This window comes from Cupriavidus nantongensis (genome assembly GCF_001598055.1).
Classification (GTDB): Bacteria; Pseudomonadota; Gammaproteobacteria; order Burkholderiales; family Burkholderiaceae; genus Cupriavidus; species Cupriavidus nantongensis.
In genome coordinates this window covers 2,063,239-2,077,808 of the sequence record NZ_CP014844.1, presented here as the reverse complement: position 1 = coordinate 2,077,808, position 14,570 = coordinate 2,063,239, and the positions used below count along the sequence as shown (strand labels likewise).

General features: G+C 60.5%; 20 protein-coding genes. 19 read left to right on the top strand and 1 reads right to left on the bottom strand.

From position 1 onward, the window contains the following. Positions 1-265: 265 nt before the first annotated feature. Positions 266-2,089, bottom strand: coding sequence for a tyrosine-type recombinase/integrase (locus tag A2G96_RS09790; protein WP_062798782.1), 1,824 nt, complete (start codon positions 2,087-2,089; stop codon positions 266-268). 181 nt (positions 2,090-2,270) lie between these two features. Here A2G96_RS09790 and A2G96_RS09785 point away from each other — a divergent pair, with 181 nt between their 5' ends. The 19 genes from A2G96_RS09785 (at position 2,271) to A2G96_RS33165 (ending at position 14,569) form a co-directional block, all read left to right on the top strand. Beyond that, positions 2,271-2,960, top strand: a complete 690-nt coding sequence (locus tag A2G96_RS09785; RefSeq protein ID WP_062798780.1) for a hypothetical protein — start codon at positions 2,271-2,273, stop codon at positions 2,958-2,960. A 10-nt stretch (positions 2,961-2,970) separates the two neighbouring features. Further along, positions 2,971-3,156 carry a hypothetical protein gene (locus A2G96_RS09780; RefSeq protein WP_062798777.1) on the top strand — a complete coding sequence of 62 codons (186 nt, stop codon included), beginning with the start codon at positions 2,971-2,973 and terminating at the stop codon, positions 3,154-3,156. Positions 3,157-3,202: 46 nt separating this feature from the next. After that, positions 3,203-3,691: a hypothetical protein gene (locus tag A2G96_RS09775; protein WP_062798774.1), complete on the top strand. Its 489-nt coding sequence runs from the start codon at positions 3,203-3,205 to the stop codon at positions 3,689-3,691. A gap of 105 nt (positions 3,692-3,796) precedes the next feature. Further along, entirely contained in the window at positions 3,797-4,003 is a 207-nt protein-coding gene (locus tag A2G96_RS09770; RefSeq protein WP_062798772.1) for a hypothetical protein, read from the top strand. Positions 4,004-4,008: 5 nt separating this feature from the next. After that, positions 4,009-4,245 (top strand): hypothetical protein, encoded by a 237-nt coding sequence (locus A2G96_RS09765; RefSeq protein WP_062798770.1) that lies wholly within the window; start codon positions 4,009-4,011, stop codon positions 4,243-4,245. An 833-nt stretch (positions 4,246-5,078) separates the two neighbouring features. Next, entirely contained in the window at positions 5,079-5,585 is a 507-nt protein-coding gene (locus A2G96_RS09760; RefSeq protein WP_062798768.1) for a transposase, read from the top strand. After that, positions 5,585-6,658, top strand: a complete 1,074-nt coding sequence (locus A2G96_RS09755; RefSeq protein ID WP_062798766.1) for an IS3 family transposase — start codon at positions 5,585-5,587, stop codon at positions 6,656-6,658. Before A2G96_RS09760 ends, A2G96_RS09755 begins: the two co-directional genes overlap by 1 nt. Before the next feature lie 26 nt (positions 6,659-6,684). Further along, a complete protein-coding gene (locus A2G96_RS09750) occupies positions 6,685-6,906 on the top strand; it encodes a hypothetical protein (protein WP_150124098.1) in 222 nt (73 codons plus the stop codon). 141 nt (positions 6,907-7,047) lie between these two features. Continuing rightward, positions 7,048-7,287 carry a hypothetical protein gene (locus A2G96_RS33175; RefSeq protein WP_150124097.1) on the top strand — a complete coding sequence of 80 codons (240 nt, stop codon included), beginning with the start codon at positions 7,048-7,050 and terminating at the stop codon, positions 7,285-7,287. A 69-nt stretch (positions 7,288-7,356) separates the two neighbouring features. Further along, positions 7,357-7,590, top strand: coding sequence for a hypothetical protein (locus tag A2G96_RS09745; protein ID WP_062798760.1), 234 nt, complete (start codon positions 7,357-7,359; stop codon positions 7,588-7,590). Between the two features lie 29 nt (positions 7,591-7,619). Continuing rightward, a complete protein-coding gene (locus A2G96_RS33170; protein WP_150124096.1) occupies positions 7,620-7,844 on the top strand; it encodes a ribosome modulation factor in 225 nt (74 codons plus the stop codon). 37 nt (positions 7,845-7,881) lie between these two features. Beyond that, positions 7,882-8,109, top strand: coding sequence for a hypothetical protein (locus A2G96_RS09740; protein ID WP_062798758.1), 228 nt, complete (start codon positions 7,882-7,884; stop codon positions 8,107-8,109). Between the two features lie 36 nt (positions 8,110-8,145). Then, positions 8,146-8,592, top strand: coding sequence for a hypothetical protein (locus tag A2G96_RS09735; protein ID WP_062798756.1), 447 nt, complete (start codon positions 8,146-8,148; stop codon positions 8,590-8,592). A gap of 387 nt (positions 8,593-8,979) precedes the next feature. After that, positions 8,980-9,990, top strand: coding sequence for a deazapurine DNA modification protein DpdA family protein (locus tag A2G96_RS09730; RefSeq protein ID WP_231909642.1), 1,011 nt, complete (start codon positions 8,980-8,982; stop codon positions 9,988-9,990). A gap of 76 nt (positions 9,991-10,066) precedes the next feature. Beyond that, positions 10,067-10,780 (top strand): hypothetical protein, encoded by a 714-nt coding sequence (locus tag A2G96_RS09725; RefSeq protein ID WP_150124095.1) that lies wholly within the window; start codon positions 10,067-10,069, stop codon positions 10,778-10,780. Positions 10,781-10,803: 23 nt separating this feature from the next. After that, a protein-coding gene (locus tag A2G96_RS09715; RefSeq protein WP_150124094.1) for an IS3 family transposase occupies positions 10,804-12,002 on the top strand; the annotation gives its coding sequence in 2 pieces (ribosomal slippage) (positions 10,804-11,071 and positions 11,071-12,002; 1,200 coding nt in all). A 768-nt stretch (positions 12,003-12,770) separates the two neighbouring features. Next, positions 12,771-13,289 (top strand): peptidoglycan-binding domain-containing protein, encoded by a 519-nt coding sequence (locus tag A2G96_RS09710; protein ID WP_062798748.1) that lies wholly within the window; start codon positions 12,771-12,773, stop codon positions 13,287-13,289. Between the two features lie 61 nt (positions 13,290-13,350). Beyond that, on the top strand, positions 13,351-13,749 hold the full coding sequence (locus A2G96_RS09705; protein ID WP_062798745.1) for a hypothetical protein: 399 nt from the start codon (positions 13,351-13,353) through the stop codon (positions 13,747-13,749). 349 nt (positions 13,750-14,098) lie between these two features. Next, positions 14,099-14,569 (top strand): hypothetical protein, encoded by a 471-nt coding sequence (locus A2G96_RS33165; protein WP_150124093.1) that lies wholly within the window; start codon positions 14,099-14,101, stop codon positions 14,567-14,569. Position 14,570 lies beyond the last annotated feature (1 nt).

Below are 14,570 nucleotides of genomic sequence, written 5' to 3'. Positions count from 1 at the left end.
GGATGTCTCACGCTGGCTATCTCAATCCGTCTGCGGCCCCGAACATGGTTTTTTAAGAACTTCAAGGCCCTTTAAGACCTTTGCATTCGGGAAGCACCAAGCCCATCAAGGGGTTGCCGCCCGATATGTGAGCATCCGAGGGAGTCAGTGTGAGCCCCAATGGGACCCATCGTGAGTGGGTCTGGGAGCATCTGTGAGATTCCTTGCGCCATACGTGAGTGAATATGGGACGCGTGCAAGGCGCAACGATGACTCCCAAATTGGCTCACGTATCCGTCGTGCTCGGCGTATCGAAGGCTTTGCCGAGCTCTGCGGTTCGGCGTTGGATGGGAGCGCGACCATAGATGTTCATGGTCGTCTGAATGCTCGCATGGCCGAGCTGCTCCTGAATGACATCGAGCGGAACGTGTCGGGCCACTGCGCGCGTCCCGAAGGTGTGCCGAAGCCAGTGCGTGGAAGCGCCGGCCAGCTTGCGCCTCTCGTGCTCAGGCAGAGCGGAGGCGGCCACAGCCTTCTTCAGCCAGCCTTTGACGTGCTCATGCAGCGCCTGGTATCCGACGGGCTGGGACGAGTCACCAAGACTCGCCAGCAGCGGGTAATCTCCGGATGCCGTTTCAAGGCCGCCCAGCCCCCGCGCACGCAGATACGCCTGCAGGGCATCCAGCGCTTGCCCGGGGACCGCAGCCACACGGTTCTTGGCGCCCTTCCCGTACACGTGCAGCACCCAGCCTTCCGGTTCCAGGCTGAAGTCCTTCAGACGAGCCGAAATAAGCTCTTGCGAGCGAAGTCCGACCGCTTCCATAAAGCCCAAGATGAAGAGGATTCTGGCGCGTGACGGGGAATCTGGCTGTGCGTGGATGACCCGCAGGATCTCCGTCATGGCTCCCTCGCCGATGGCTTTGGTGTCAAGCTGGCGCGCTGCAGGATCGTCACCAAGCTTCCGATTGACCAACACCCATGGGTTGCTTGGGATGTACTGCGCCGCCTGCAACCACGTGAAAAACGTTCCCAGGACATTGAGCGCGTACTGGCGGCTCTGATGGCTCAACGGACCACGGAAGGGTGCCCAGCCCTCAGCGCCGGGCCTGGCCCGCGCCTTCGACCGCCAGCGCGGCGGGATGTCCGCCAGAAATGCAGCGTACCGCGTGCAGTCGCTTGCCGTCATGTCGCCGAATCCCTTGCCTCCACCCTCCTCTCGGAGCCACAGCAGCAGCCGAGTCGCTTCACGACGGTAGCCCAGCGCCGTCTGCCGAGAGCCTGCCTTCGCCGCAATCCATTCGCCAATTGCATCGGCATCGCTGCGCGCCGCCAGGACGCTGTAGGTGGACTCGTACGTGAGCTGGAATGGGAGTCGCTGCGTATCGAGCAAGTCGGGCAGTCCCGTTGGCGACATTGCAGCGTCGTCGCTGCAGTCGTCGAGCGGCGCAGCGAACCGACGCTGCAGCGGGAATTTGTCGCCCAGCAAGTCCCGAGCAAACGCTGCAATGCGCTCGGCCTTTTTGACGCCCACACCGGGCATGGCCCCAAACCAGCGTCCCCCGAGTGCGATGCGGTCGGCCAGGTCCAGAAGCGAGACCATGCCTGCGTCCATGAGTCGCTGGGCCGTGATCGGATCAAACCAGGTGGCCACGGGGTCGACAGGGGAGGGCGGCACTACCGACCGCTTTTCCAGCTTCTCCAGCAGCGCAAGCTGCGCGCTGCGCAACCGCTCGCGCCGCTTCGTCCGCGCCGAGCCGGCTGCCTCGGCTTGTTCGGGATAAGCCTCCAGGTAGAACCGCCCGACGTCCTCCTCGCTCCAGTCTTCCAAGCCCCGGGAGGCGACGAACTCCGCAAGGGACGGACCTTGCTGCATTTCCACGTCCACACGGATCACGAGGCCGATCAAGCGCCACGCCGGCTCATGCTGACGGCGAGCCAGCGCCCGCACCGATTCCACCGTCAACCGGTGCACGCCCGCCGCCTGGTGGCCATGGTGAATGCCCAAATAGCGAAGCGCCGCCGCCTGGAATGGGACACCCATCGCCACCGCTTTCAGATGGGCGAAGTGGTGCATGCCGAGACGCTCGATAGTCGAAATGGGCTTGCGCATCGTGTGCTTACTAAGTCATTGATCGGATTGGCTTTTTGCCAGCGTGAAGATAGCGGTCCAATTTTGCCGGCAAAAAATAGCCCTTAGATAATAGCAGTTATCTTAGCCCTATGTGGTGTTGACACTACGCACATGTGCGTATAATATAGAAACCGTTGCACCACTTACCGAGGAGCTCAGCATGCAAGCCAATCAATCGATCACCCTGTCGCAAGTCCGCGATGCCCTGCACAGCGCCAATGTTTTCTCGGGCAACGAAGACTGGGAGATCCGCATGCGCAGCGTGCTGGCCGTGCCGGTGATTGACGGCGTGCGCGTGGTGGGGTGCCCCCTGACCGACGGCAGCGCCGTCTACGACTGGTCACAGTCCGCCAGCGAACTGCGCGACGGCGATGTGTTCATCTTCGCTGATGGCAAGTGCACGGGCGTGATGGTTGAGGCATGGCCGGTGCTGGTAGCCGGCGAGGCCGATGCGCTGCACACGCTAGCCGCCGACAAGAGCTGGGACACCCTTGATGCTGGCAAGTACGCTGCCGCCGCGCGCGTGGCCGCCAAACTGGCGCCGCAAGAGCCGGAGCCGACCCCAGCCGCAATCAAGCCGGCGACGCTGGCCGGCGCTTTTGCCCGCACCATCCGCGAATATCTGACCCGCGAAGAGTTGTCCGAAGTCATCGAGCGCAACCGCGCCGAAGCCGACGAGGGAATCTGCCATTCCCACGACTTTTGCGATGCGAACGAGGCCATGGTCGAGGCATTCGAACTGTGTGGCGTGCCCATGGATTTCGAGAGCCAGACGAATCTCAACTTGTGGGGCAATGCATGGAACACCGCCGCGCACGCCGATTTCGACCCGGCCAAGATCGCAGGCTGAGGGACGAGTGATGATGTACGCCAACGATCTCGCCACCGGCCGCAACCACTACACCGCAGACCGCGCCACTCTGAAAGTGTTTGGGGACTGCGCCCGCACTGAACTGCACTGGAACGATGGCGCGCTGGTGCGCTGCCTCTTCGATACCGTGCCCGAAGCGCGCCAGTACTTGCGCGAACGCGGCTTCGACGCCTGATCAACGGAAAACGCCCCCGCTACGGCGGGCACACCGAGAGAGAGCCATGACCACCCAGACCCAACGCCCCGACGCCGCCACCCTGCTGGCCAGCCTGCGTACCCAGGCTGCCACCCATGTGTTCACCGAGCCCGACGACAAGGCATACGCCGCAGCCTACGAGATTGGCGGCGATGACGTCGCCCAGCGCATCCTGATCGAGCGCGCCATCATCCGCCTCGCCGTGCAAGACCTGATAGGGGCCGGCTACGCCATTACGATTGACGATGGCAAGGACACGCCGGTCAAGAGCGCTACACAGTGGGAGCGCGTGATGCCCCACATCGGCCACTGCGACGAGGAATGGATCAATGTCATGGAGCGCCGCGAGGAAAGCGAGAACGACGTGACGGCGCCGCAGTGGAGCCGTGTGGGCTCAATCTATCTGGTCTACGCCACCAATGGCTGCGATGTCATCTGCAACTACACCAGCGACCTCGAACGCCCCCTGAGCGGCGCCAACGACCTCGCCATGGCGCTGCGAGAAATGCTGTGAAGCGCCTCTGGCGCGACCAACCCGGCCGCCGTGATGACATGGTGGCGAAGAGTATCGGCGCGTGAAGCGGACTTCGTTCACGTGCAAAACGCAAGGGGATAAAAGATGGCACACCAAAGCATGAGCGCTCGCGCAGTGCAGTCGCGAATCGACAAGGCTGCGCAAGAATTCGGCGCCCTGATCCGTGACGACCACTGGACGCTACAGCACGCCCATGACGTGCTGACTCACGCCGACCGCGACGGGCTGGATCTGTTCTCGATTGCAGGCCTTGCGAAAGCCATCGCCTGCTATCAGTGCAGTGAGGAGTGAGAAAGATGTCAGTCGCATTGCACCGAGTGCAAGACCTCAGCGTCGCTAGCGCCGCGTTCTATGCAAAGGAAGAATTGCAGCTAGCCGTATCAACCTACCGCGAATGGCGGGATCGACAAATTGACGCGGTAGAGGACGAAGACACGCACCTCGCTGCCGCCGTCGGACGCAGTATGAAAGAGCTTCGCGAGCGTTTCGATGCTTCCCAATGGGAGCGCGAGATTGCACGCCAGGACGCCTAACCACAACCTCGCCTACATGCACGCAAGGAAGCCAAAGATGGCAACAGAACCCGCAATTCGCCGCGATCACATTGGGGGCCATGGCGCAATTTCGCCGCGCCGCTACACGCCTGCACTCGCCAACCACGCTGCATGGGCGAAGCACCCGCACCACGTTTATCTGCACTCCCATTCCGGGCCGGTCGCTGCTGTCGCCTTCGGAGGCATCGATGGTGCCATCGCTTTGCTAGTGCAGATGGCAGGCCCCGAGTTCGTTGGTCCGCGTTTCGCCTAACCTGAACGATCCACAAAGAGAATGAAAACAACAACTTTCACTAATCCCTATCTCGGGCTCGCAGCAGCGCTGTTAATGCTGGCGGCAACAGATTCGCACGCAATAGCGTTGCAGCCAGTGGCGGACAGTCACGATGTGACGGTGGTCACTCTGTACAGTGAATCGCGTCCCGCACAAGGCACGTTGCGAACCGAAGGTCGGTCGGAGCGTCCGCCGATCCAGATCGTTGACGGGGGTGTGAAGAGCGCAGGCCCTTCGTGTTGGAACCTAGATGAGTCCGGTCATATAGTTCACGTGCCTGGCGAATGCTACATCTTCCGGTCGGCAGCTCCTGGCGAGAAGCCCCCGGTGCGAGTGGGTCAATGAAGCAGCTTGTGCTTCCAGCTCGCAACCGGTTGCACGGCGCGATGCCTTGCGCACGCACTAGGGGGTGAATGATGAGCATCGACCGTCAAGCCACAAGGCGAAAGATCCTTGCCACCCCCCCGCGGCAGAATAGATGTCGGTTCCATTTCCCAGCGGGTGACCCGCGTCGGAACGACAAGAGCAAATGCAAAGAATGAGAAGAACGCCTGAATTCAAAGAGCAGGCACTGAGCAAAGCCAGGCAGCGCGGAACGCGTACGCTGGCAGACATTGCGGCAGAGTTGAACATGCCGCTGCACACCCTCAAGGGTTGGCTCAAGGAGCCGCGCAAAGGCAAAGCTGAAGTTGCGATGCCTAGCGGCCTTCCCGAGAGCCTGCCGGCCCGCCAATGGAGTGCCGCCGAGCGGCTGTTGGCCCTGCAGGAGAGTCATGGCCTCAGCGGTGAGGCGCTGCACGCCTGGTGCCGCGAGAAGGGGCTGTTTGAGCACCAACTGACAGCGTGGCGCGAGGCCTTTTGCGGCAGCCCCGCCCCCGAGACGCTGCAAGAGCGGCGCGAAGCCAAGGCAGAGCTTAAGGCCCTGCAAGACAAGCACGAGGTGCTGCAGCGCGAATTGCGGCGCAAGGAGCGCGCGCTGGCCGAGGCAGCGGCGCTGCTGGTGCTGCAAAAAAAATTCCAGGCGCTGTTGGGGGACGAGGACTGATGACCTGCACCCAGCAGCGCCAAACTCTGCTGACGATGATTCAAGAAGCCTGCGCCGCCGGTGCGAGGCTGGAGCCGGCGTGCGCCCAGATTGGCTTGTCCGCGCGGACCGTGCAGCGCTGGCGGCGTCCTGAAGGGCGGGTCGGGGATCGTCGTGTGAAGGGCCTGCACGAACGGGCGGAGCCGGCCAACAAGCTCAGCGAAGCCGAGCGCAAGGCAGCCATGGCGGTGCTCAATGGCGACGAGTTCAAGAATCTGCCACCGAGCCAGATCGTGCCCCGTCTGGCCGATCAGGGGCGCTATATTGCCAGCGAATCGACGCTATACAGGCTGCTGCATCAGGCCGGCCAGATGCGCCATCGCCGGCCGGAGCGTGCGCCGCAAAAGCGCAGCAGGCCGCGGGCGCTGACAGCAACACGGCCCGACCAGGTCTTTTGCTGGGACATCACGTATTTGCCTACGTGCGTGCGTGGCATCCACTTCTATCTGTACCTGTTCGTCGACCTCTTCAGCCGCAAGATCGTAGGCTGGCAGGTGTTCGACAGCGAAAGCGCGGAGCAAGCGGCGGGGTTGCTGCAGGACATCTGCGCCAGACAGGGCATCGCCGCAGGGCAACTCGTGGTGCACTCGGACAACGGCTCTCCGATGAAGGGCGAGACGATGCTGGCGACCATGCAGCGCCTGGGCGTGGCGCCCAGCCGCAGCCGCCCCTCGGTAAGCAATGACAATCCCCATTCGGAAGCCCTGTTCCGCACGCTGAAGTACCGCCCGGAACTGCCCGTCAAACCATTTGAGAACCTGCTGCAAGCGCGTCGTTGGGCCACCGCTCTCGTGCGTTGGTACAACGATGAGCATCGTCATAGCGCCATCGGCTTCGTGACGCCCAATCAACGCCATGCGGGGCAAGACCAGGCCCTGCTCGCAAATCGCGCCGTCGTCTACGAACTGGCGCGCAAAGCCAATCCACAACGTTGGTCAACACAGACCCGCAACTGGAGCTACATCGACCAGGTCCACCTGAATCCCGAGACTCCGAAATCGAAGGAGGCCGACGCCTATAGAGAAGCCGCGTAATTCGACACCCTCACACGACAACTACCTTGACAGCCGCCGCCACTGTGCGTGAAATGGCGCGGCAGTATCCGGACGCTGATTACTGTTTTGCGCGCGAGAACTTTGGTCTGCTGGGTAAGGTAAGGCAGATCACTGGCGGCATCATGCCGACCGCGCGCCAATGCTGGGAGTACGTTGGACTTGACCGATCCACGCTGGTGGATGAGTTCGAGTTCATCCAGCAGGATATTGCCGCGCAACCCGCCTGAGACAGCCGGCGCCGATCTCTGTTGAGATGGTGGCCCTCGCCATCCGGAGGCGCGGCAATGTTGGCATCCTTAAATGCGCTCTTGCCATATACGCACATGTGCGTATATAATGAAGGCACGCAACACGCAAGGGGATGAAAGATGGAAATCGGAACCCGTATCGCACGAGTAAGAACGAACACCCGCCTTGACGGCTCGAAGATCACCACCCGGACCGTAAGCAGTGTTACAGCACTGGACGACTTCACCGCAGAATATGTTGTTGAATCTGTTGAGGTGTTGATAGGCGAAAGGCGCACCACTGACCCCGTAGAAGTCAAAGGCGGCTTTAACCCGAATCCTGCAGTTATGCGCGCCTTGAAGATTGAAGTCATCGGCTAACACTGCAAGCAGGTTTATCTGGGATCAACTTCCGCCCGCTACTGCGGGGCAAATGCAAGGCGATGAAAGATGGAGCTGAAGATCAAGCACGACGGCAGCACGTGGCGCGTCCTGGGTAAGGGTGTGGAGCGAGATGGCAAGACGTTTTGCCATCTGGCCAGCACGACGATGGGCCGCTGGCAGCGAAACGGGTTCTACCCAACGCAGATCAACGACTGGGTGCCCAATGAGGTGCTGGCCATCGCCGAGCACTATACCGACCGTGCCAATAGCGGGCAGGCCGCGCTCACCGCGCACCGCTGATCAACGCAACACGCGCAAGGGGATGAAAGATGGAACACAAGAACAGCGACGCAGTAATGCGCGGCCAAACGGCAGCAGAAGCAGGCGAGCCGCGAAGCGCTTGCCCGTGGAATAAGGCCAACATGAACACGATCCACCTGCGACGTGACTGGCTGCGCGGATGGGATTCGGTGAAGAAAAAAGCCGAAATTGACGCACAAAGTATGGTTGCCCGCAGCTACGCACGCGGTGTGCTGGACATCATCAGCCGCTAACCACTGGCGGGCCTGAAAACGCAACACAAGGGGATGAATGATGGAAGGCACCAAGCAGATCGCCCAGCGCATGGTGAACGCGGAGGAAAATTTCGCCGAAACTGTGCAGGAACTCACTGGCTGCACCCGTGACGAAGCTTTCAAGGCGCTGGCTACCATGCGCAAGCTGAAAGTCGTCAAGCTGAACGTCGCCATTGGTCGCTATATCCCCAAACATGGCGCATTCATGGAAGCCGATGCGCTGCGCAACGCCATCACCTACTAACCACAACTCAGCCACAGAAACTCAAGGGGATGAATGATGGCACGCACGAAGGCAACAGCAGGTGGCGAAACTGGCGTCAACGGGTATTTCTATAAAGGCGGCCAGTTTCTCCCGTCGACGCTTGCCGAGCCCGGCCGCTGGAAGATCGGCAACAAGTGGGTCACGACCGGTAGGGATCTGATCGCCCCCGGCGAGTTTTCCGTGCAGCCTACGCCGTTCTCGCGCTCCCTGTTCCGCCTGGCTGGCGTTGGATACTCGACCGTGCTGCGCGACGATGGCAAGTTGGCCATCAATCTCGGCGCGGATGGCCAGGGCGTACGCGGCCACGATGGCGTGATGCTTTCGCGCGAAACCATGATCCGCCCCGGAGTCAAAGGTGTGTTGGGCAAAGAGGAGATTTCGCTGGGCGCCATCATCGACGCTTGGAATAGTGGGCAGCGCTGGTTTGATGTGTGTCCTGACGCTGTGACGCAAACCGCCTAACCACAGCTCGCCCGCGCTACGGCCCGGCATACACAAGGAGATGAGGTGGCGCGCGGAAACCGGAAACCAGAAGTCGTAAAGGCGGCGCCACGCTGCCGTCTTTGCAGAAGAGCCATCAAGCCCACCGATTTCGTACGCCTCGGTGGCATCGCTCCCGCACACCGACATTGCGCGGTCCTGAGAAATCGGGAATTCACGGAAGGGCGAGAGATATTCACCCAACAGGACGTTGCGACGTAAGCCCGATTGGTGTCCGCGCGCAGAGATTTGATGGGGTGGCAATGCGAGGCAACGTCCATCTTACGGAATTGGCAATCTCCGCTTGCATATACGCACATGTGCGTATATTATGAAGTCTGTTGTTTGGACAGACCATCAAGAAACGCCATGCAAAAGCAGATCTTCCGAAGCGAGGCCATGATCAATCTGATCGGCGAGAAGCCGGGGATGCCCATCAATCAACAGAACGCCGAGCTGGGTGAGGATTTGGTGATGCGTGCCGGCGTGCCGCACAAGAGCGGACGCTTGGCCTTCCACGCATTCAACAAGAGCTACCCGGTCATGGTCAGCGCGAATGCCTTCTGGCACCCCGAAACGCGTTCCTTTCGCTTCCCGGAAGCGACTGACTTGACAGAGACGGACTTCGCGCTGGACAGCGCGGGATTCACTGCCATGAAGCTGTGGCAGTCGCGCGGCAAGCAGTCAGGTATGGCAGGGATCTTCCCCTGGTCCTACGCACAGTATCTCGAACTCGCTGCCGTCAGTGGCGCAAGCTGGTACAGCGCTCCTGACATGTGCTGCGAGCCGGAGGTGGCCGCAAATCAGGAAGAGATCGACTTTCGCATCGACGCTACCGCGACGCTTCTCGAAGGGTGCCTGCGGGTTCTGTACGACTGGCAGAACGAACTCGCCAAGGAATGCTCGCCATCTACTGTCGCCAATATGGTCCGCCCTCCGGTGCCTATCCTGCAGGGCTGGTCGGCAAGTGATTACGAACGGAGCTTGGATCTGACCATGCGCGTCTGGGAGCGCTGGCAGCCATGGCTGGACCAACCCGCACTGATTGGGATTGGATCGGTATGCCGGCGCACGCTCAAGCACCCGTCACACGGTCTCTACGCGATCCTGTCTCGGCTCGAAAGCGCGTTCCCCGCCAACTCGCGAGCACACCTGTTCGGCGTGAAGGGCGCAGCGCTGGAAGAGGTCAAGATGATGCCGTGGATCGCGTCTGCCGATTCGATGGCCTACGACTTCGGCGCACGCATCAACGCACGCAAGGCCGGCATTTCCAACTCGTTTGATCATCGGACGAAAGAGATGACCGATTGGATGTCGGCGGCAGCGCGCCGCTTGCAGCCTGCTGCAGGCGATCAGTACCGCTTGCCCCTGTTTGCTTGAACCCAGATAGAAAGCGGCGTTGGAGAGGGATTGCAGCCCTAACCAACGCCTGACACCCCAAACCTATCAGAGAGATTTGGAAATGCTGACTCAATCATACCCTTCTCCCGTTCACGGCACGGCGGAACAGAATACGCATCTGCCAGCTCGCGCCTACACAGTGCTTGCCATCCTGGTGGGCTTGGTCGGCCTCGCTGCTTCGGCTGTGACAGCCGACTTCTTTATCATCGGCCTGCTCAAGCTTGAAGCCGACGCGCTGGCTCGCGATGCTCTCGTGGCTGCAGGTGTCCTGATGATCGTAGCCGAAGTGTTGGCATTCAGCGTGGCCGCGCTACTGCCGCGCGCACGTCTGGCATCGCTGCGTCGTCGCTTGACCGTGTTTGGCATGGCGCTATTGGCCTTCGAAGGTGTAACCATCTACGCAACGCAAGTCGCACTGGCGCAGGCCGCTTCCTCCGATGCCCAGGCCTCTGTTACTCGTGTCGAGTATCTGCGCGCGGCCATTGAAGGTCAGCGAGCATCGGCAGCGGCTTTGCGCTCGAATGCCGAGCGGCAGAGTGCGAGCCAGTATTCGTGGGTGCGTACCGACGGCGCAAAGAGCCTCCGAGACGCAGTAAGCATTGACGCCAATATCTCGCGCCAAGCGGCGGAACTGGCGAACCTGCAAGCGGCCCAGCGCCCAACTCTGACCGGTATCCTTGGTCAAGACGGCCTGGTAGCCTACTCCGTGGCACGCGCCTTGTTGATCTTGAGGTTGCCCCTGAAAACTGGAGTTCTTAACCCTTGTTGAAAATACCGACAAGGAGTTCAGAGATGAGTGACAAGCAGGTGCGTGCGCAGTACACGCGAGAGTTCAAGCAGGAGGCTGTTCGGCAGGTCCGCTCGGGTCAGGCGATTGCGGTGGTGGCCAAGGTACTGGGCATTCCCAAAGCGAGCCTGGGCAACTGGGTACGGCTGTCAGCCAAGGGAGAATTGGACGGTGCGGGCGGTGGAGACAAGAGCATCCAGGTTTCGCCCGAGCAGATGGAGATAGCCCGGTTGCGTGCAGAGAATGCTCGCCTTCGCATGGAGCGCGACATCGCAAAAAAAGCCGCGGCGTACTTCGCGCAGGACACGCTGCGAGGTACGCCTGGATTCACCAAATGAGAAAGCTGTACCCGGTGAGTGTGTCCTGCGGGGTGCTGGAGGTCAGCGCAAGCGGGTACTTCAACTGGCTACGCCGGCGTGAGTCTGGCCACGGTGGACCTGCCCGGCGTCACAGCGACGAAGCCCTGCTGGCGTACATGCGCGCCATCCACGCCGAGGTGAAGGGGGAATACGGCTGGCCCCGCATGCAAAAGGAACTGCTGGCCCGGGGCATCCGGGTGGGCAAGGACCGGGTGCGCAAGCTCATGCAGCAGCACGGCATCAGGGCCAAGACCAAACGCAAGTTCGTGGTGACTACCGACAGCCGCCACAGCCTGCCGGTGGCGCCCGACTTGGTACAGCGGCGCTTTAACCCCGAGGCGCCCAACCAGCTGTGGAGTGGCGACATCACCTACATCCAAACCGACGAGGGCTGGCTGTACCTGGCTGCGGTCATCGACCTGTTCAACCGTCAGGTGGTGGGTTGGAGCCTGCAGCCGCACATGCAGGCCAGCCTGGTCAAGGACGCGCTGGCCATGGCGTGGTGGCGCCGCAGGCCACCTCCTGGACTGATATTCCACAGCGACCGGGGCAGCCAGTATTGCAGCCATGAGTTCCAGGATGCCTTGAAGGACTGGGGCATGCGTTCATCGATGAGCAGAAAGGGGAACTGCTGGGACAACGCACCGACCGAGAGCTTCTGGGGTCGGCTGAAAACAGCCAGCGTACATGGGTGCAAATTCGCTACCCGTGAGCAGGCCAGGCAGGCGGTGATGGACTGGATGGCCTTCTACAATCACCGCAGGCTGCATTCGTCGCTGGGCTACCTCAGCCCGATGCAGTACGAGCAGCGCTGGTACGAGGCACAGCGTAAAAAGGCCGCGTGAACCGTGGGTTAAGAGCTACACGAAACAGGGGCAAGGTCAATCTCTAGCGTGGGAATCATGATGTGTGCCGCCGCTGGCGCACTGCTGCAGGCTAGACGTAGCGTCATCGCTGCGCATGCAACTCAAAGCACTGCCACTGCACCGAAGCACCAGCGCCCTGAAGAAATCAAGGTTCCCCCTCTGCTTGCGAGTGGCGGACGCTATGCCAGTGCTGTTCTTGCACCAATTGCGGTCTCCTTGGCTGCCCCGGCCCTCGCGGCTCCCGTTACAGTGATCAGCATGCCGGCCGCGCCAGCACCGAAGCTGTCCCACGCGAAGCCGCAACAACAGCCTGCCCAGGAAACGGCAAGCGATAGCACGCCGAAGCCAAAGGTAAAGCGAAGCGCCATGCAGGATAGTGGCGTAGGCGAGGAAGATGGCGCTCGCTTCCTGCGGGTGCGTGCCGCAATCTTGGCGGGCGAGATCAAGCCGAGCCAGCGCGACATCTGGAACGCAGTGCGAGCCTCTCAGCGCGTAGCAGCTCGATATCTCGCAGCCATGGAAGCAGCCGGAGAATTGAAGCGGGAGGGTCGGCGCCATGTCTTGCTGTGATTGGCTCGCGCCAGTACATTTTTTGCTGCAAAAGATTGCTAGGGGGCGGTATCCTACGGATGCGTGCACTTGATACCGATATTGACGGATAGGGCAGATGCACGCCCCGCAGTGAGCCCGAGCAATTTCAACAGAGGTGATGCTGCATAAATTTTCAACCTGCAGGAGATCGACACAATGATCAAGTTCGTTGCCAAGAGCGTGCTTTTGGTTGCAGTAGCATCAAACATGTCGGCGTGCGCGCCGCTCATTTCGGGGGCCATGAACGCATCCGTCAACGAAGATTCGCTGAAGGCGAAGACCGCAGCCTATCTCGGTGTTCCGGCGGAAAACTTGGCGATCCAGTCAATTGACAAGAGCGCTCTGTCGACAAGCTATAAAGCGCAGTACGGCAACATGCGCTATGGCTGCACCATCTACTACGGTCAGGTCGATTGCAAACAGATCCCGTCTGTTGCTACTCCGGACCAAAGCAGCATCGCTGCGGCATCGCAGCCCGATCAAAAGTCCGGCATGATGACCTTCGCTCAAGCGCAAGCCAGGCTGAACCAGCTCGGGTTCCCAGTCGGCACTCCCGACGGCGTATTCGGGAAGAAATCGGTTCAACAGTTGAAGTCGTTCCAGACCTCCCGTGGTCTGAAGGATACCGGCAAGCTGGATAGCTCAACTATTGAGGCATTGCGGTCCGCAAACTGACGCTTCGACGCCAAAAAGACGCAGTATGGAATGCGGATACTCAAGAGTCTGAGCAGACGACATGGATTTGCACAAGCTGGCAAGTAACCCGGTTGGCATCGACCAGATTTCCCGAGCGCGCGAGCTTTGCGGGCAGTCGGAGTCATTGAACGCTACGCTTGATGCGCTGCTGCGCACCAAACCGACACGCGGTCAGATGCTGGACTTTCTCGAAGAGCTGAACAAGTCGGGGAAACAAGAGGCATTCGAAGAAGAGATGTCGCGCATTTGCGAAGCGGTTGGCATTCTGGAGCCGTCTCCGCAAGACAAGCTCATGGCGATGCAAGTCGGCATGCTTCGAGAGCAGAACGAGATGCTGCAGCACATTGCGCGTTGCGTTGGCTCGATCCCGAAGGACAAACCTCTCAGCTTCACCGGAGCGGTCGGCGCGGTGATTCTTGGCAACATGCTCACGCGCTGAGCATCACTCTGAAAAAAAATGACCAGCACTACGCCTGCGATTGAACACACAGTTCTTTACGCCCCAACTCGCTCCGGTATGAGCGCCAGATTGTTGCTGACACCGGAAGTACTGGAAGCCCTAATGGCGTCTAGTCGTGCGAGGAAGACCCTGGAACGTATGCGGCGTCACGGTTCCCACAGAACCAAAATCATGGTGCGGCAATGCCGTATGCTGCCGCCGTTAGAAGCCTTGGAGGCAGTTCGCTCGGCCGCAATCGGATATAACGCCGTGTGATGGAAGGGCGCGTGGTGGTGCCGCGTCGAGGATGACCCAAAGCAGTTCTAGAACGCAAAGGAAGGGAAGAAAGATGGAATCCAATCTAGCCATCGAACGAGTAGCGGCCTCAGCAAGCTTTCCGGAGGGAGCTGAAGAGTTGAACTATGTGAGCTTGGCCGAGATCCGCCAGCGGCTCATCGGTCGCCGCGTATCTTCGGTCGAATATGCAGGTCACAACGTCATTGCATTGATCTTCGAGGACGGCAGCTCGGTGACGTTCACCCCGAGCGGGACAGAAGGCGATGATCTGGAGCTGAGTATCGCTCGGAGTGCGGCCCCCCAAGGTGCAGGATCGACACAGGACGTTAGCAAGTCTGTGGATGAGCGTCTTCAAGAAACTGTCAAGGCGATCCTTTGCGACTCATGCTGCGTCGGCGAAGAACCCGTGTTTGTTTCCAAATCGGAGAGTGACAGGCCACTTGTCACAGCCGACAAGCCTGGTACTCCGGGGTTCTTCCTTCGATTTTCCACCGCGCGGCGCCACCTTCCTCAAACCAAATAGG